20 protein-coding genes are annotated in these 15,881 nt (G+C 62.4%); 6 read left to right on the forward strand and 14 right to left on the reverse strand.

Features of this window, described 5'->3' with window-relative positions; translation table 11 throughout:
- Window positions 1-56: 56 nt before the first annotated feature.
- Entirely contained in the window at window positions 57-836 is a 780-nt protein-coding gene (gene fpr / locus BLR94_RS11090) for a ferredoxin-NADP reductase (protein ID WP_084304817.1), read from the forward strand.
- Window positions 837-1,035: 199 nt separating this feature from the next.
- Here fpr and bfr read toward each other — a convergent pair whose 3' ends face one another.
- From bfr to pyrC, 5 genes are all read right to left on the reverse strand, one after another.
- The gene (gene bfr / locus BLR94_RS11095) at window positions 1,036-1,506 is read right to left on the reverse strand and encodes a bacterioferritin (protein ID WP_084304818.1); all 471 of its coding nucleotides are present in this window, start codon (window positions 1,504-1,506) and stop codon (window positions 1,036-1,038) included.
- Between the two features lie 204 nt (window positions 1,507-1,710).
- Window positions 1,711-1,929: a bacterioferritin-associated ferredoxin gene (locus BLR94_RS11100; protein WP_084304819.1), complete on the reverse strand. Its 219-nt coding sequence runs from the start codon at window positions 1,927-1,929 to the stop codon at window positions 1,711-1,713.
- 295 nt (window positions 1,930-2,224) lie between these two features.
- On the reverse strand, window positions 2,225-3,157 hold the full coding sequence (gene argC / locus BLR94_RS11105; RefSeq protein ID WP_084304820.1) for an N-acetyl-gamma-glutamyl-phosphate reductase: 933 nt from the start codon (window positions 3,155-3,157) through the stop codon (window positions 2,225-2,227).
- Window positions 3,158-3,162: 5 nt separating this feature from the next.
- Complete coding sequence (rnt, locus tag BLR94_RS11110; RefSeq protein WP_084304821.1) at window positions 3,163-3,837, reverse strand: ribonuclease T; 675 nt, start codon at window positions 3,835-3,837, stop codon at window positions 3,163-3,165.
- The gene (gene pyrC, locus BLR94_RS11115) at window positions 3,834-4,880 is read right to left on the reverse strand and encodes a dihydroorotase (RefSeq protein WP_084304822.1); all 1,047 of its coding nucleotides are present in this window, start codon (window positions 4,878-4,880) and stop codon (window positions 3,834-3,836) included. The genes rnt and pyrC overlap by 4 nt, the downstream gene beginning before the upstream one ends.
- 150 nt (window positions 4,881-5,030) lie before the next feature.
- Here pyrC and BLR94_RS11120 point away from each other — a divergent pair, with 150 nt between their 5' ends.
- Both BLR94_RS11120 and BLR94_RS11125 read left to right on the forward strand, forming a co-directional pair.
- A complete protein-coding gene (locus BLR94_RS11120; RefSeq protein ID WP_084304823.1) occupies window positions 5,031-5,972 on the forward strand; it encodes a flagellar protein MotY in 942 nt (313 codons plus the stop codon).
- A gap of 99 nt (window positions 5,973-6,071) precedes the next feature.
- A complete protein-coding gene (locus BLR94_RS11125; protein WP_084304824.1) occupies window positions 6,072-7,289 on the forward strand; it encodes an argininosuccinate synthase in 1,218 nt (405 codons plus the stop codon).
- Window positions 7,290-7,505: 216 nt separating this feature from the next.
- Here BLR94_RS11125 and BLR94_RS11130 read toward each other — a convergent pair whose 3' ends face one another.
- The 6 genes from BLR94_RS11130 to BLR94_RS11155 all read right to left on the reverse strand — a co-directional run bounded on the left by BLR94_RS11130 (window position 7,506) and on the right by BLR94_RS11155 (window position 10,621).
- Entirely contained in the window at window positions 7,506-7,847 is a 342-nt protein-coding gene (locus BLR94_RS11130; protein ID WP_084304825.1) for a HopJ type III effector protein, read from the reverse strand.
- Window positions 7,844-8,146 (reverse strand): DUF1244 domain-containing protein, encoded by a 303-nt coding sequence (locus BLR94_RS11135; protein WP_084304826.1) that lies wholly within the window; start codon window positions 8,144-8,146, stop codon window positions 7,844-7,846. The genes BLR94_RS11130 and BLR94_RS11135 overlap by 4 nt, the downstream gene beginning before the upstream one ends.
- Window positions 8,147-8,229: 83 nt before the next feature.
- Window positions 8,230-8,601, reverse strand: coding sequence for a dihydroneopterin triphosphate 2'-epimerase (gene folX / locus BLR94_RS11140; RefSeq protein ID WP_084304827.1), 372 nt, complete (start codon window positions 8,599-8,601; stop codon window positions 8,230-8,232).
- 2 nt (window positions 8,602-8,603) lie between these two features.
- Window positions 8,604-9,164, reverse strand: coding sequence for a GTP cyclohydrolase I FolE (gene folE / locus BLR94_RS11145; RefSeq protein ID WP_167359744.1), 561 nt, complete (start codon window positions 9,162-9,164; stop codon window positions 8,604-8,606).
- Between the two features lie 21 nt (window positions 9,165-9,185).
- On the reverse strand, window positions 9,186-9,896 hold the full coding sequence (gene folM / locus BLR94_RS11150; protein WP_084304829.1) for a dihydromonapterin reductase: 711 nt from the start codon (window positions 9,894-9,896) through the stop codon (window positions 9,186-9,188).
- Between the two features lie 152 nt (window positions 9,897-10,048).
- Entirely contained in the window at window positions 10,049-10,621 is a 573-nt protein-coding gene (locus BLR94_RS11155; protein ID WP_084304830.1) for an antibiotic biosynthesis monooxygenase, read from the reverse strand.
- Between the two features lie 380 nt (window positions 10,622-11,001).
- Between BLR94_RS11155 and BLR94_RS11160 the strand changes: the two genes are divergently transcribed.
- Window positions 11,002-11,955: a MerR family transcriptional regulator gene (locus tag BLR94_RS11160; protein WP_084304831.1), complete on the forward strand. Its 954-nt coding sequence runs from the start codon at window positions 11,002-11,004 to the stop codon at window positions 11,953-11,955.
- A gap of 11 nt (window positions 11,956-11,966) precedes the next feature.
- Here the strand turns inward: BLR94_RS11160 and BLR94_RS11165 are convergent, their stop codons facing one another.
- Together BLR94_RS11165 and BLR94_RS11170 are read right to left on the reverse strand one after the other, a co-directional pair.
- Window positions 11,967-12,536, reverse strand: a complete 570-nt coding sequence (locus BLR94_RS11165; RefSeq protein WP_139207435.1) for a hypothetical protein — start codon at window positions 12,534-12,536, stop codon at window positions 11,967-11,969.
- A gap of 63 nt (window positions 12,537-12,599) precedes the next feature.
- Complete coding sequence (locus tag BLR94_RS11170) at window positions 12,600-13,082, reverse strand: PAS domain-containing protein (protein ID WP_084304833.1); 483 nt, start codon at window positions 13,080-13,082, stop codon at window positions 12,600-12,602.
- A gap of 134 nt (window positions 13,083-13,216) precedes the next feature.
- Here BLR94_RS11170 and BLR94_RS11175 point away from each other — a divergent pair, with 134 nt between their 5' ends.
- Both BLR94_RS11175 and BLR94_RS27130 read left to right on the forward strand, forming a co-directional pair.
- On the forward strand, window positions 13,217-13,669 hold the full coding sequence (locus BLR94_RS11175; protein ID WP_084304834.1) for a flavodoxin: 453 nt from the start codon (window positions 13,217-13,219) through the stop codon (window positions 13,667-13,669).
- Between the two features lie 120 nt (window positions 13,670-13,789).
- On the forward strand, window positions 13,790-14,185 hold the full coding sequence (locus tag BLR94_RS27130) for a hypothetical protein (protein ID WP_139207436.1): 396 nt from the start codon (window positions 13,790-13,792) through the stop codon (window positions 14,183-14,185).
- A 68-nt stretch (window positions 14,186-14,253) separates the two neighbouring features.
- Here BLR94_RS27130 and BLR94_RS11185 read toward each other — a convergent pair whose 3' ends face one another.
- On the reverse strand, window positions 14,254-15,783 hold the full coding sequence (locus BLR94_RS11185) for a sigma-54-dependent transcriptional regulator (RefSeq protein WP_084304835.1): 1,530 nt from the start codon (window positions 15,781-15,783) through the stop codon (window positions 14,254-14,256).
- Window positions 15,784-15,881: the final 98 nt, after the last annotated feature.

Here is a 15,881-nt window from a genome sequence, read left to right on the forward strand (position 1 = left end):
ATGCTGCGCAATTGCGCTCGAGAATCAGCGCGTCTGAAGTTTTTAGGAGCCCGTACATGAGCAACATGAACCACGAACGCGTTCTCAGTGTTCACCACTGGAATGACACGCTGTTCAGCTTCAAGTGCACCCGCGATCCGGGCCTGCGCTTCGAGAATGGCCAGTTCGTGATGATCGGTCTGCAGCAGGAAAATGGCCGCCCGCTCATGCGTGCCTACTCCATCGCCAGCCCGAACTGGGAAGAGCACCTGGAGTTCTTCAGCATCAAGGTGCCCGATGGCCCGCTGACCTCGCAACTGCAGCACCTCAAGGAAGGTGACGAAGTCATCATCAGCAAGAAACCCACCGGCACGCTGGTTCTGGATGACCTGAACCCCGGCAAGCACCTGTACCTGCTCAGCACCGGCACCGGCCTGGCGCCGTTCATGAGCGTCATTCAGGACCCGGAAACCTATGAGCGTTTCGAGAAGGTGATCCTTGTACACGGTGTTCGCTACGTCAACGAAGTGGCCTACCGCGAGTTCATCACCGAACACTTGCCGCAAAACGAGTTCTTCGGTGATGCGCTGAAGGAGAAGCTGATCTATTACCCGACCGTGACCCGCGAGCCATTCGAGAATCAGGGTCGTCTGACCGATTTGATGCGTAGCGGCAAACTGTTCGCGGACATCGGTTTGCCACCGATCAACCCACAGGACGACCGTGCGATGATCTGCGGTAGCCCGAGCATGCTCGACGAGACCAGCGAAGTGCTCGATAGCTTCGGCCTGAAGGTGTCTGCGCGGATGCGTGAGCCAGGTGATTATCTGATCGAGCGCGCCTTCGTCGAGAAGTAAGCATCAGTGATGAAAAAAACGGGAGCCTAGGCTCCCGTTTTTTTCTCACAACTAAATCCGCAAAAGGCGCGGCGGATTGGGAGCTTGCGAGCTAGAGCCATGCAAGGCGAAAACAAGCGAGAAAGCGGAGTGTACTTATGTACATGAGCATTTCGAGCTTGTTTTCAACGCAGCAGGGCCGACGCGCAGCTGCTCCCAGTTACTCTTCCATCTGCGACTGCAGATAGTTCTGCAGACCAACAGCCTTGATGAGGCTGAGTTGGGTTTCGAGCCAGTCGATATGCTCTTCCTCGGACTCGAGGATGTCTTCAAGCAACTCGCGGCTGGCATAGTCGCCGACGTTCTCGCAGTAGGCGATGGCGGCCTTGAGGTCGATATGGGCCTTGTGCTCGATCCGCAGGTCGCATTCGAGCATTTCCTGGGTGTTCTCGCCGATCAGGATCTTGCCCAGATCTTGCAGGTTCGGCAGGCCTTCCAGGAACAGGATGCGCTTGATGAGCTTGTCCGCGTGCTTCATCTCGTCGATGGACTCGTGGTACTCATGCTTGCCCAGCTTGGTCAGGCCCCAATCCTCATACATGCGGGCGTGCAGGAAATACTGGTTGATCGCGACCAGCTCGTTGCCGAGGATCTTGTTCAAGTGCTGGATGACTGTCTTGTCGCCTTTCATGATGATGCCCGCCCTGCCTGGAAATGAGTTACCGATGGCGGATTCTGGGCTTGCAATATCAGCCTGTCAAACGTAAGTTATTGAAATATAAGTAAAAATAAATATAAATACGAATGTTTAAGTTATGCGTCTTGGCGGTAACTCATTGAATTCTAGGTATAAAAAAACCGGATACGAGATCCGGTTCTTCGAAAAGTGGTCTATTCAGGCGGCAACAAAATTTCCTGGGTAAGCCATTAATGCCTGGCTTTGCTGCACTTCGCCCAGCGTTTCACGAACGACCTGCTTGGCAAGGCATGCACATTTGCCGCACTGACTGGCAACACCCAGCGTTTCACGGACTTCACGATAGCTGCAGCAACCCTCATAGATCGCTTCGCGGATTTGACCGTCGGTGACACCTTCGCAGAGGCAGACGTACATGGCTTGACCGTCGCTTGGCTGAGACTGATGACGAAGGATACTAATGTTAATGAGAATGCGTGTCAAAGATAAACGGGAGTATCTCCGTTCGAAAAAAACGACTTTGGATGAGCGGTAATCCGTCCCCACGTTCGATGCGCCGCCGTGCTGCTGCTCGAGGGCCGTGTCCCGCCGACTGGCGCCTGGAAATGGCAAGAAAGCCTGTTCAGCATCGCGTGCTGCCACGCAAATGAGGAAGGGGCAGGGCTGGCAAAAAAAACCGGCTCAGGAGCCGGTTCATTGATCTGGGATGGACTCAGCCGATCTGCGTGCAGAGCCCTTCATCCAGGCCGAGCATGATATTGAGGTTCTGCACCGCGGCTCCTGAGGCCCCCTTGCCGAGGTTGTCGAGCTTGGCCACCAGCAGAGCCTGCTTGCCACTGCCCGCACCATACACCTGCAACTCGGCGCGATTGCTGCCGTTCAGGCCGTGGGGGGTGATGAACGGCGCCGAGTCGGCAGGGATCTCGTTGTAGGACAGAACCTGAACGAACTGCTCGCCCTGGTAATAGTCGCTCAGGGCTTTGTGCAGTTCGACCCCGTCGCTGCCTTGCAGCGGGATCATCACCAGCATGCCCTGGTCGTAGCTGCCGACCGCCGGCTGGAAGATGGGGCGCGCCTGCAGCCCGCTCCAGTGCTGGATCTCCGGGATGTGCTTATGGTCGAAGCCGAGGCCGTAGGCAGCGTAGACCGGCGCGTCGTCCTGATGGTAACGCTCGACCATCTTGGTGCCGCCGCCGGTGTAGCCGGATATGGCGTTGATGCACAGCTCGCGATCCGAGCTCAGCAGGCCGGCTTCGATGAGCGGGCGCAGCAGCAGGATGGCGCCCGTGGCGTAGCAGCCCGGGTTGCTCACGGCTGCGGCCTTGGCGATGGCTTCGCGTTGGCCCTTGGCCAGCTCGGCCATGCCGAATACCCAGTCACTGGCGGTACGGTGCGCGGAGCTGGCATCGAGCACCCGGCAGCCGACTTCACGAGCTTGAGCAGCCGTTTCTTTAGCCGCATCGTCAGGTAGGCACAGCACGGTCACGTCGACCGAACGCATCAGCTCGAGCTTGGCCTCTACGTCACGGCGTTTGTCGTGGTCGATGGTGACCACGTCAATCTGCGGGTGGTTGGCCAGCCGCTGGCGAATCTGCAGGCCCGTGGTACCGGCCTGTCCATCGATGAAGATCTGGTATTTTTTCATGGCACTCACTCGTCGAAATCTTCCCAGCCGCCCATTTCCTTCCAGCGATTGACGATGCCGCAGAACAGCTCGGCGGTCTTCTCGGTGTCATAACGGGCGGAGTGGGCTTCACGGCCGTCGAACTCGATGCCGGCGGCCTGGCACGCCTTGGCCAGTACGGTCTGCCCATAGGCGAGGCCGGCAAGGCTGGCGGTGTCGAAGCTGGAGAAGGGGTGAAAGGGATTGCGCTTGAGGTCACAGCGAGCGACCGCGGCATTGAGAAAGCCCAGGTCGAAGCTGCTGTTGTGGCCGACCAGAATGGCGCGCTTGCAGCCATTGGCTTTCAGGGATTTGCGCAGGCCGCGGAAAATCTCGGTCAGGGCGTGCTCTTCGCTCACCGCCATACGCAGCGGGTGGTCGAGTTTGATGCCGGTGAACTCCAGGGCCGCCTGTTCGATATTGGCGCCTGCGAAGGGCTCTACCCGGAAGAAATGCGTGTGATCCGGGTACAGGTAGCCGCTCTCGTCCATGCCGATGGTGGTGGCCGCGATCTCCAGCAGCGCATCGGTGGCGCTGTTGAAACCGCCGGTCTCGACATCCACCACCACGGGCAGGTAGCCGCGAAAACGTGCTGCCATCGGGTGGCGCGGGCCACCGCTGCTCGGCTGATCCTGATCGTCTTCGTACTGTTCTTCGCTCATTGCCCAGCCTCCAGCAGACGCCAGCGCAGCGATTCGCCCGCGCGCAAGGGGATTACCGTCTGCTCGCCGAACGGCAGGCTGGCCGGTGCGTTCCACGGCTCACGCACCAGGGTGATGGTGTCGGTGTTGCGTGGCAAGGCGTAGAAGTCCGGGCCGAACCGACTGGCGAAGGCTTCCAGTTTGTCCAGCGCGCCACGCTGCTCGAAGGCCTCGGCATACAGCTCGATGGCTGCATAGGCGGTGTAGCAGCCGGCGCAGCCGCAGGCGTTTTCCTTGGCGTGCCTGGCATGGGGCGCGGAGTCGGTGCCCAGGAAGAACTTCGGATTGCCGCTGGTGGCGGCATCGAGCAGCGCGTTCTGGTGCGTGTTGCGCTTGAGGATCGGCAGGCAATAGAAGTGCGGACGAATGCCGCCGACCAGCATGTGGTTGCGGTTGTAGAGCAGGTGCTGGGCGGTGATGGTAGCGCCGACGTTGGCCGGTGCTTCCTTGACGAACTGGGCGGCATCACCGGTGGTGATGTGCTCGAATACCACTTTCAAGGTCGGGAAGCGTTCCACCAGACGACGCATGTGTTCGTCGATGAAGGCTTTTTCGCGATCAAAGACGTCGATCTCGGCGCGGGTGACCTCGCCGTGTACCAGCAGCGGCATGCCGGTTTCTGCCAGGGCCTCGAGGGCGCTGGTGATGTTGTCCAGGCTGGTCACGCCAGAGTCGGAGTTGGTGGTCGCGCCAGCCGGGTACATCTTCGCCGCATGCACGAAGCCACTGGCCTTGGCCGCACGGATGTCTTCTCCCGTGGTGCGATCGGTGAGATACAGCACCATCAACGGCTCGAACCGGCTGCCGGCCGGCCGCGCGTCTAGGATTCGCTGGCGATAGCCGGTAGCCTCGACGACATTGCGCACCGGCGGCACCAGGTTGGGCATGATGATCGCGCGGGCGAAGGTACGGGCGACATCGGCGACGGTATGCGGCAGCACCGCGCCGTCGCGCAGGTGAATGTGCCAGTCGTCAGGACGCAGCAGGGTGATGCGGTCGGTCATTGAGGCTTCCAGGCGGGGGCGAAACATGCCTGGAATGCTACCGGAAAAGGCCCGCGGGGGCACGCCGCAGATAGGCCATTGCACGGCTCAAGTTTTCTCCCTGGCCTCCGATACCCACAGGGAACGTTGTGTTTTCTTGTGGAGCTCGCCGTGCGCCAGCCTCTTTTCCTTATCGTCGGATTGCTTGCCGGCGCCGGCTCGAGTCTGCCCGTGGCCGCGATCAGCTTCCAGACCCGTCTGGAAACGGTCGAATGGCAGGTGGCTGGCGACCAGTTCGAGTGTCGCCTGACGCAACCGATCACCGATTTCGGCTCGGGCGGCTTCGTGCGTCGCGCTGGCGAACAGGCGACTTTCCGGTTGCAGGCCCGGGATCACTGGCTGGGTGCTGGTTCGGCGACTTTGCTGGCGGCCGCCGCGCCCTGGCAGCCAGGGCGCGGCGATATCAACCTGGGGGTCGTCAGCGTCGGCAAGGGCGACGTGCCCTTCAACAGCAGCCAGGAACAGGCCGGGCTGCTGCTGACCGGCTTGCTCGAGGGGCGTAGCCCGCTGGTGCGCCACCGCAGCACGATGGGCGGTGAGAATCTCGAAGTGCGGCTGCTGCCGGTGCGCTTTCGCAAGGCCTACGATGATTACCTGAATTGCACGGCCAAGCTGCTCCCGGTGAATTTCGACCAGGTGCGCCAGTCCATCGTCGGTTTCCCGGATGGTGGAGCCGAGCTCGATCCCATGGCCAAGGCCAAACTGGATATCATCCTCGACTTCATGAAGGCCGACCCCACGGTCAATCGTATCGAGCTGGATGGCCACTCCGACAACAGCGGCAACCGCCTGACCAACCGTGACCTGTCGCGCCGTCGTGCGCTGGCGGTGATGGACTATTTCAAGGCCAAAGGTATCCCCGACGAGCGCATCGTCATGCGTTTCCACGGCGAACGTTATCCATTGGCGCCCAACAACACGGCTGCCAACCGCAGCAAGAACCGCAGGGTCGCCATACGCCTAGAGAAAGTGCCCGACGCGCCGGCGCAGCCTGCCGAGCAGCCCGCTCCAGCGGTTCCACCGATGCCTGCAACGCCGGCCGCCACCTCCTGACTCTGTCGCTTCAATGCCATCGCCTGTCGCACCCCTGTAAATCGCAGGCCATGGGCAGTAGAATCATGGGCTTTTCGCACAACCCGTGGAGTGGATGGCATGGCGGACGTCAAAAAGGTGGTTCTGGCCTATTCCGGTGGCCTGGACACCTCGGTGATCCTCAAGTGGCTGCAAGATACCTATAACTGTGAAGTGGTGACCTTCACCGCCGATCTCGGTCAGGGCGAGGAGGTCGAACCGGCCCGCGCCAAGGCCAAGGCGATGGGCGTCAAGGAAATCTACATCGATGACCTGCGTGAAGAGTTCGTCCGCGATTTCGTCTACCCGATGTTCCGCGCCAACACCGTTTACGAAGGCGAGTACCTGCTGGGTACTTCCATCGCCCGCCCGCTGATCGCCAAGCGCCTGATCGAGATCGCCAACGAGACTGGCGCCGACGCCATTTCCCATGGTGCCACCGGCAAAGGTAACGACCAGGTTCGCTTCGAACTCGGCGCCTACGCGCTCAAGCCGGGTGTGAAAGTGATCGCGCCATGGCGCGAGTGGGACCTGCTGTCCCGCGAGAAACTGATGGACTATGCCGAGAAGCATGCGATCCCGATCGAGCGCCACGGCAAGAAGAAGTCGCCGTACTCCATGGATGCCAACCTGCTGCACATCTCCTATGAAGGCGGCGTGCTGGAGGACACCTGGACCGAGCACGAAGAAGACATGTGGCGCTGGACCCAGTCGCCCGAGGCGGCGCCGGATAGCCCGACCTACATCGAGCTGACCTACAAGGCCGGCGATATCGTCGCCATCGACGGCAAGGAACTGAGTCCTGCCACCGTGCTGGCCGAACTGAACCGCATCGGCGGCGAGAACGGCATCGGCCGTCTGGATATCGTCGAGAACCGTTACGTCGGCATGAAGTCCCGTGGCTGCTACGAGACCCCGGGCGGCACCATCATGCTCAAGGCTCACCGCGCCATCGAGTCGATCACCCTGGACCGCGAAGTCGCTCACCTGAAAGACGAGCTGATGCCGAAGTACGCCAGCCTGATCTACAACGGTTTCTGGTGGAGCCCGGAGCGGCTGATGCTGCAACAGATGATCGACGCCTCCCAGGTCAACGTGAATGGTGTGGTTCGCCTGAAGCTGTACAAGGGCAACGTCATAGTCACCGGCCGCAAGTCCGACGACTCGCTGTTCGACGCCAACATCGCCACCTTCGAAGAAGACGGCGGTGCCTACAACCAGGCCGACGCGGCGGGCTTCATCAAGCTCAACGCCCTGCGCCTGCGCATCGCTGCTGGCAAGGATCGCAAGCTGCTGTAAGGCGGTATCCAATCCACGCCGGGCCCTGCATTCGCCAGGGTTCCGGTGTGCGATTTCTCTGCAATCGTCACCCACGACGCATCATTCGACTACCTTGGCCATTTGGCTGCAAGGCGGCTCGTGCGTGGGCGTGATAATGGGCGGGAGTGCCCCCTACTGACGGGGCAGGTCGGTGCAGATGGCCGGGTGAGCGCCCAGCCATCGGTGCGACAAGGCTCAGGCCTTGCGGGTCAGCGACTGCTGTTCGAAGCTGACGCCCGCCAGGCCGCTGCTCATCAGGGCGCGGATATTGGCGTGGTCACTGCCTTTGGGAGTGGCCAGAACGCTGCGGTAGTGTTCGCCGAAGCACAGCAGTGCTTCCTTTTCGCTCAGGCCTTCGAGCAGCGCCAGGCCGAGGGTCTTGCACGAGCCTTCGTTCTGCCCGGCAGCGTTGCTCACATCGCCGTTGCGCAAGGCGCTGGGCCGATAGTCGTAGTGCTCGGCGATGAAGGCCAGGGTCTCGGCAAAGGCGAAGTGCTCGCCGCTCAGGCGGGCGCGGAAGTCGTTCAGGTGGCTCATGCTGTTCCTTTAGGGGGCTTGGCGTTGAAGGCAGCCTGTTGTTCGGCGCTGGCTTCGGTCTGGTACTTGGCCTTCCATTCGGCATAGGGCATGCCATACACCTCTTCGCGGGCCTGCTCCGGGGTGATCGCGATATCCAGGTCGTCGGCCGCGGCCTTGTACCACTTGGACAGGCAGTTGCGACAGAAGCCGGCCAGGTTCATCAGGTCGATGTTCTGTACGTCCGGCCTTTCGCGCAGGTGTTGGACCAGACGGCGGTAGGCGGCGGCTTCCAGTTCGAGACGTTGTTGATCATTCATGGCGATGCTCTCTGGGCGGGCAGTTGGGCATGGCGGCGATGATATAGAGGCCGCCAGTGCCAGGGCAATGACTGCCGGCTGGCTCAGCGGTGGCCGGCGAGGGTGATGGAGACCGATTCGGCGAAACGCAGGGCATGTGGCTTGTCCACCTCCACTTCGGCGTAACGCACCGTTTCGTTGGCCATCACCACGTCGAGAATTTCCTGGGTCAGGCGCTCGAGCAGGGCGAAGCGGTTGCCTTCGACATGGCCGATGATGGCCTTGGTGATGGTGCGGTAGTTGAGCGCGTGATCGATATCGTTGTCACGCACCGCGTCGATGGCCGGGTAAAGGATGGTCAGGTTGATCAGGACGTCCTGCTTGTTGTTGATCTCTTCTTCCTTGATGCCGATGAATGTGCGCAAGCGCAGATCCTTGACGCGGATACGCGCCATGCCGGGTTCCAGTCTGGGCATCGTTACTTGCTCCGTCCGATCAGTTGCAGGAATTCGTGGCGGGTGTTGTAGGACTCGCGGAAGGCACCGAGCATCACCGAGGTGCTCATCACCGAGTTCTGTTTTTCCACACCGCGCATCATCATGCACATGTGCTGGGCCTCGATCACCACCGCCACGCCAGCGGCCTGGGTGACTTCCTCGATGGCGTTGGCGATCTGCCGGGTGAGGTTTTCCTGGATCTGCAGGCGGCGAGCGTACATGTCGACGATACGAGCGATCTTCGACAGGCCCAGCACCTTGCCCGTGGGGATGTACGCCACGTGAGCCTTGCCAATGAACGGCAGCAGGTGGTGCTCGCAGAGCGAGTAGAGCTCGACATCCTTGACGATCACCATCTCGTCGCTGTCTGAGCTGAACAATGCGCCGTTGACCACCTCTTCCAGGCTCTTCTCATAGCCATTGCACAGGTACTGCATGGCCTTGGCGGCGCGCTTGGGGGTGTCCAGCAAACCTTCGCGCTCAGGGTTCTCACCGAGGCCGAGGAGGATTTCGCGGTAGTGGTTGGGCAGTAATGGGTTCATCGTCATTGTCCTCGCGGCGCCTCACTTGAGGTGGCGGCCGCCGTTCACGGTCAGGGTGGTGCCGGTGATGTAGGGGGTGTCCAGCAGGTAGCGCAGGCTCTGGTAGATCACATGGGGCCCGGGCTCGAAGCCCAGTGCCGATTTGCCGAGAGCTTTGCTTCGGTATTCGGCGTCGTCTTCCGGGTTGAACATCAGCAGGGCCGGCGCGATGCCGTTGACCTTGATACCGGGCGCGAAACGCGCGGCGAAGGACAGGGTCAGGCTGTCGAGGCCCGCCTTGCTGGCGCAGTAAGCCGGCCGGTTGCCGCTGCCCTTGCGCACCACGTCATCGCTGATATGGATGATGTCCGCCTGTTCGCTGCACTGCAGCAACGCGGCGCAGTGCAGGTTGATCAGGTAGGGCGCCAGCATGTGCACGGTGAACAGTTGCTGGAAGGCCGCAGCTTCTTCGCCGGGCGTTTCGGCGAACCACGCCGAGGCGTTGTGCACGATGGCACGCAACGCGTCGGTATGGCCCTGCAAACGTCCGATGAAATCGAGAATGCTTGCCTCGCTGGTGAAGTCGGCGTGCAGGGTCAGCGCGCCGCGCTCACGCAGTCTGTCCAGTTCGGGCCTGTCGCGGCGATAAGTGACGATCAGCGAATGGCCGTCATCGAGCAGCCGTTCGGCGCAATAGAGGCCAACACGCTGGCTGGCGCCGGTGATCAGGATCGGGGCGTTGCTGACGCTCATGGGAATTGGCCGGGAGTGAACGGGAAGGCACCGCCCCGAAAGGCGGTGACCCTGGCCTTGCAACGTTATAGTAGCCACAGAAGCTGTACAACCCTTCGTACAGTGTGGCAATAGAGCGTGCGCTGGCCGATCAGGGCCATGGCACTCGCGGCTCAGCGGCCGGTGGAAGGGCTCGCGCGACGCAGCAGGCCTGCGGGGCGGCCGCCTTGCAGCCAGGGAGCAAGCAGGCGGGTGACCAGTGGGATGAACAGGTAGGTCATCAACGGCGTCAGCGCCAGGGTGCTGAGCAGCACGCGGGTCATCAGCGCAACATCTGCCAGCAGGCCAGCGAACAGCAGGTTGAAGCCCAGGGACACCGGAAAGAATGCCAGCCAGATGGCGACGGTCTGTTTCCAGCGTGGCGGTTGCCGCAGGCCACTGCCGAACCAGGCGTCGATGCCCAGGGCACGCTGCTCGTGGGGCTGTGCGAACAGGCCTTTGCCGCGGCTGAGCCAGGCACGGCGTGACGCGGAGTGCTCCCAGGCGGCCATGGTCTGCTCGTCGGTGAAGCGGAATACCATCTGGAATTCATCGTCGTCCGGTGGGGGAGCGAGAACGCCGGAACCCAGGTAGCCGGGGAAGTCGGTAGCCAGTTGCTCGCCTTCGCGCAACCAGGCGATGAAGTCGTGATAGCGCTCGTTGGCGACACGGCGCGCCACCATCAGGGTGACCGGTTCGGTAGACATCGTGTATCTCCTGCTGAGCGCCTGGCCAGGGTAGGGGCAGGCGGATGGCGCGGCTCGGGGTGGTGAGTCGCGTCTTGAACGCAGCAAGGATTATTCCTGTTTCGTACGAATTATCCAGCGATCTTCCTTGGTGCGTGCGGCCAAGGGGGTCAACACCGCTGGCTGCAAGGCCTGCGAGGCTTTGCCATTGGTCGGCGAGTGACTTTCCAGCATCCGGCGGGAGGGCTTCGGCGAGCCCGGCGTGCCCGTTTTGGTGCGGGCATGGGCCGGGTGGCGGCGGTGGAGGGCATGACCGATGTACAGGATTTGTACAACTAAAATGAAAGGTATTCCGAGCTGGAGTAGACTTGCCGGCTTCTGACCCCGCAGCGGTTTTTCTTATGTCCGATCTGGTTGGCTGCGCGCCTTTCCACTCAAGCGCCTTGCAGGAAGAGGAGTTGTTCCCGATCCGCGAAGTGGCTCGGTTGACGGGGGTGAACCCTGTGACGCTGCGTGCCTGGGAGCGGCGCTATGGCCTGATCCAGCCGGTGCGTACGGACAGTGGCCATCGCCTGTACTCGCCAGTGGACGTCGAGACGGTACGCAGCGTGCTGGCCTGGATCGAGCGGGGTGTTCCGGTCAGTAAGGTCGGTCGGATTCTCGCCCGTCATGGCGCCAGCGAAGCCGGCGGCACGCGTCCCTACGAATCGGCCACCTCGGGTGAGTGGGCGCAGTGGCAGAGCCGCCTGTTGGAGGCCGTGCAGGCCTACGACGAAGGTGAGCTGGATCGGGTCTACGGCCAGGTGTTTTCCAGCTATCCGCTGGCAGTTTCCTTTCAGGACATCATCATGCCGCTCTGGCAGCGCTTGCTGCTGGGTTGTGGCAAGCCTGGCCACGGCAGTGAGTGGCTGTTTTTCGATACGTTTTTGCGTGGCCGTGTATTACAGCGGCTGCACAACCTGCGCGACCAGCCCGGTGAGCGCCTGCTGCTGGTCGCGCTGCCTGGGCGTTGCCGTGAGCTGGAGTTGCTGGTGACCGGTCTGCTGCTGAACCCGGCCGACAATGCCGTGCATGTTGTGGGGGTCGGCCAGTCGCTGGATGAACTGCCGCAGGTATGCAGCAGGATGCGACCCTTGGCGGTGGTGGTATTTTCCAATCAGGCGCCAGTGGCGAATACGCCGCGAATTCTCGAGCGCCTGGCGCTGTCGCTCGAATGCCCGGTCGCAGTGGTGGGCGAGGTGGCCGATCTGCTGGAAGAGCGCTTGCACGATTCACCGATCGCCTGCCTGGGCAGCGAGGGGCGCCTCATGCGTGGTCGTTTACGGCAGTTCCTGAGTGGTCGCCTGGATACCTGAGGTGGCGGATTTCACAGGCGGTGGGCGTCTGGATACAGGCTGCGATGTTGCTGGTAGAGGTAGTTCTGCAGGCGTCCGCCGTTGTCTTCGTCCAGCGTCAATTCATAAGCCAGCAGACCTTCTTCGGTAACGCGGACCAGGCTGCCTTGGAGCGTGACCGGCTCCCGTTCGCCGATATCCAGATCAAGGCAGAAACGCTCTGGCGGCTGCGCCTCGGCGGTTTGCGCCACCAGCAGGCCGCTCAGTGACAGTTCATGGATAAACAGACTGCCCGGACGCCCGTCGCGTGCCAACAACGGCCTTGGCGGATCGAGCGGCAGGCGCCAGGCGCGATCGAATGAGCCCTCGTCGAATATCTGCGGCACCCCCAGCTCCAGGTGCGGGGTGTTCTGCTCGTCGGTGACCAGGTGAGGGGTGAACGACAGGCGCTGATTGGCGATATGCGCCTCGATGGTCAACTGTTCGTTGGCGGCGCAACTGGCGAGTAGCTCAGCGGTCTGCCGCGCGGCATCGACCTGCAGGCCCGGATCGGGCTCGACCGGGGCAGGGCTGTTCTCGGTAAGTCGTTGTATGAATTCCATTTCGAGGGGAGTCAGGAGCGACGGATCTTGCATGACGGCTTTCTGCGCAAGGTGGGAGCTCCTTTATGACAACTCGCCGCCGCTTTCGTTACCGTACGCCCGTCGCTTCAACTCCTGCAGCTCGGCTTGCAGGGCTTGCACCTCGGCTTCGAGCTTCTTGACTCGCTCCTGATTCTGCACGTGCTTGCTGACGTTCTTCTGAATGCCGATGAAGTACGTCAGTTGATCGCCTTCGTTGAAGACCGGGGTGATCGACAGCTCGTTCCAGAAGGGACTGCCGTCCTTGCGGTAATTGCGTATCACCTGGCGGCAGGGTCGCTGGCTGCGCACCGCTTCGCGGATCAGCGCCAGCGCGGGCTGGTCGCGATCGCCGGCCTGGAGAAACCGGCAGTCCTGATAGAGGATTTCTTCGCTGCTGTAGCCGGTCAGCGCTTCGAACGCCGGGTTGGCGTAAATGAGGATGTTGTCTTCTCCTTCCTGCTCGGCGACCACGATGCCATCGTTCGAGGCATCGATCACCAGCTGCAGCAATTTGGCATTGATCATTTCCAGCGTCCCTGAGCCATTTGCGCCAGTTTATCAGAGGGCTGCGTGCCGGCTGTCCCACTGGGGCGGCTTCGGACGAGCTGCCGGGCAATGCGGCATAATGCCTGGCGCAGTCCTCAACACACGGAGTTTTCATGAAAGTCGCGATTCTGTCCGGATCGGTTTATGGCACCGCCGAAGAAGTGGCCCGACACGCTGAAGGTCTGTTGAAGCAGGCCGGCCTAGACGCCTGGCACAACCCGCGGGCGAGCCTGGAGGATGTTCTGGCATCCGCCCCGGAGGGTTTTCTGGTGGTGACGTCCACCACCGGCATGGGGGAACTGCCGGACAACCTGCAGCCGCTTTACTCCGCGATCCGTGATCGTTTTCCCGCCTGGAGCGGCCTGCCCGGGGGCGTGATCGCGCTGGGCGATTCGAGTTATGGCGACACCTACTGTGCGGGCGGCGAACTGGTGCGCGAGTTGTTCGCCGAATTGGGCATCCGCGAAGTGCTGCCGATGCTGCGTGTGGATGCCAGCGAAAGCGTCACCCCCGAACAGGACGCCGAACCCTGGCTCGCCGAGTTCACCGAGGCGCTTCGAGGCTGACGACCGTTTATCCTGCTGGCCGAACATTGTTGAACCACGGCCGGTCGGGTGTAGGGAGCGCTCGCTTCATTGAAGAAAGCGGGTGAGCTTGCCCACCAACCTGGATGAAAGGTGATGACAATGAACAAGATGAGTATTCCGGCCATCGTACTTGGCGGCCTGTTGGCTGGTGCCGTTCTGCCAGCCGTTGCGGACTCCAGCGCGCCGGCACCAGGCACGACGGCTCCGACGTCGCCTACCACGCCAGGTGCTCCACCAAGTGACAACGGCACCCTGACCCCGGGAACCACCACACCGGGCACTACGACGCCAGGCACCGACGGCAGCACTACCGTGCCAGGTACCGGCACGGGTACGGGCAATGGCACTGGAGCCGGCTCCGACCCGATGCCGGGCGGCACCGGCGGCAACGGTGGTGGCACGGGCGGGGCGGGCAGCGGCACCGGTTCCGGCGGCACCGGCGGCGCTGGTGGTTCCGGTGGTTCCGGTGGTGGTGCGGGCGGCGCCAGCCAGTAAGCCCGAATGGGCGCAGGCGTTCTCGGCATGTGCTGCCAGAGCGCCTGGCCAGCCAGCGGCTCCCCCGCCTAGCGCTTGGCGGTGATGCCGTATTTGCGTAGCCGTGTGGCAATGGCGCTGTGCGAAGTATGCAAGCGCGCAGCCAGTTGCCGGGTAGACGGATGGCTGGCGTAAAGTTTCTCCAGCAAGTCTTTTTCGAATGCCGAAACCGCAGCCTCCAGGCTGCCGACTTCCCCCCCCACCTGCTGCGCGACGGCGGTACTGGCGATGTCCAGATCGCCGATCTGCACCCGGTTGCTGTCGCAAATCGCCGCTGCGCGAAAGATCACATTCTGCAATTGTCTGACGTTGCCCGGCCAGGGATTGCCCAGCAGGGCCGGGTAGGTATCGGGCTCCAGCCGGCACTGGGTGCGCTGGATCTGAGCGCAGGCGTGCTGCATGAAATGCCGCGCCAGCAGCAGGATGTCCTGGCCGCGCTCACGCAGCGGGGGTACCTGCAAGTTGAGCACGTTCAACCGGTAGAAGAGATCCTCGCGAAACCCGCCCTCGCTGACCATACGCTCCAGGTTGCGATGCGTGGCGCTGATGATGCGCACATCGACGCGTTCCTCACGGCCGCCACCCACCCGGCGGAAGGTGCCGTCACTGAGGAAGCGCAACAGCTTGGCCTGTAGATAAGGCGACATCTCGCCGATCTCGTCGAGGAACACCGTGCCGTGATTGGCCAGTTCCAGCAGGCCCGGCTTGCCACCACGCTGCGCGCCCGTGAAGGCGCCAGGGGCGTAGCCGAACAGTTCACTTTCGGCGAGACTTTCCGGCAGAGCGGCACAGTTCAAGGCCAGAAAGGGGGCGCTGTGGCGCGTGCTGATGGCATGGCAGGCGCGTGCCACCAGCTCCTTGCCGGTACCGGTTTCGCCATGGATCAGCAATGGCGCGTCGAGGGTCGCCACTCGCTGTGCGCGGGCCTTCAGGGTACGGATGGGGAGCGAGTCGCCGAGCAGCGAATCGAAGCCCTCGGCATGGTCGTGGTGCAGGGCAGCGAGGCGCGCGCCGATGCGGCTGGGTTCATACAGGGTGAGCAGCGCGCCGGCCAGCCGGCCCATGTCGGCGGACTCGCTGATCGGTGTGGCGTCCAGCAGCAGTGCCTGGCCGTTCAGCGTCACCTCACGAAGTGGCAGGCGCAAATGCTGGTCGAGCAGCGCTTGTTGCAGATCCGATCCGGCGAACAGTTCGCCAAGCGCCACGCCTTCCGGCTCGCGGCCGCAGAGGGCAACCAGCGCTGGGTTGGCCAGCAGCACGCGGCCGTCACCATCCACCGCCAGCACCGGGTCGCTCATCGCCGCCAGCAGCGCATCGAGCTGCAGGCGGCGGCGCTGTCCGGGCAGGATGTCCACCACCGTCACCGCCTGCACGCCATGCACCTTGAACAGTGCCTCGCGCAGCTCGTCGAGCACCGCGGCACTGAGGGTCGGGGCGTCGATATAGACGTTGGGCGGCACCATCTCCACGGCATCCAGATTGAGGTTGCGGCCCCCCAGCAGGGCGAGCACTTCCTGGGTGATGCCGACGCGATCGATGAAGGTGACGTGAATGCGCATGGTGGGCCGGGCAGCGGGAGATCGGTGGCGCAGTATGCCCGGTCTGTCCGCTGACGTTAACAGGCGTACATCGTTAGCCTGAGCGTAACGATACGGCG

The organism is Phytopseudomonas flavescens, assembly GCF_900100535.1.
Classification (GTDB): domain Bacteria; phylum Pseudomonadota; class Gammaproteobacteria; order Pseudomonadales; family Pseudomonadaceae; genus Aquipseudomonas; species Aquipseudomonas flavescens.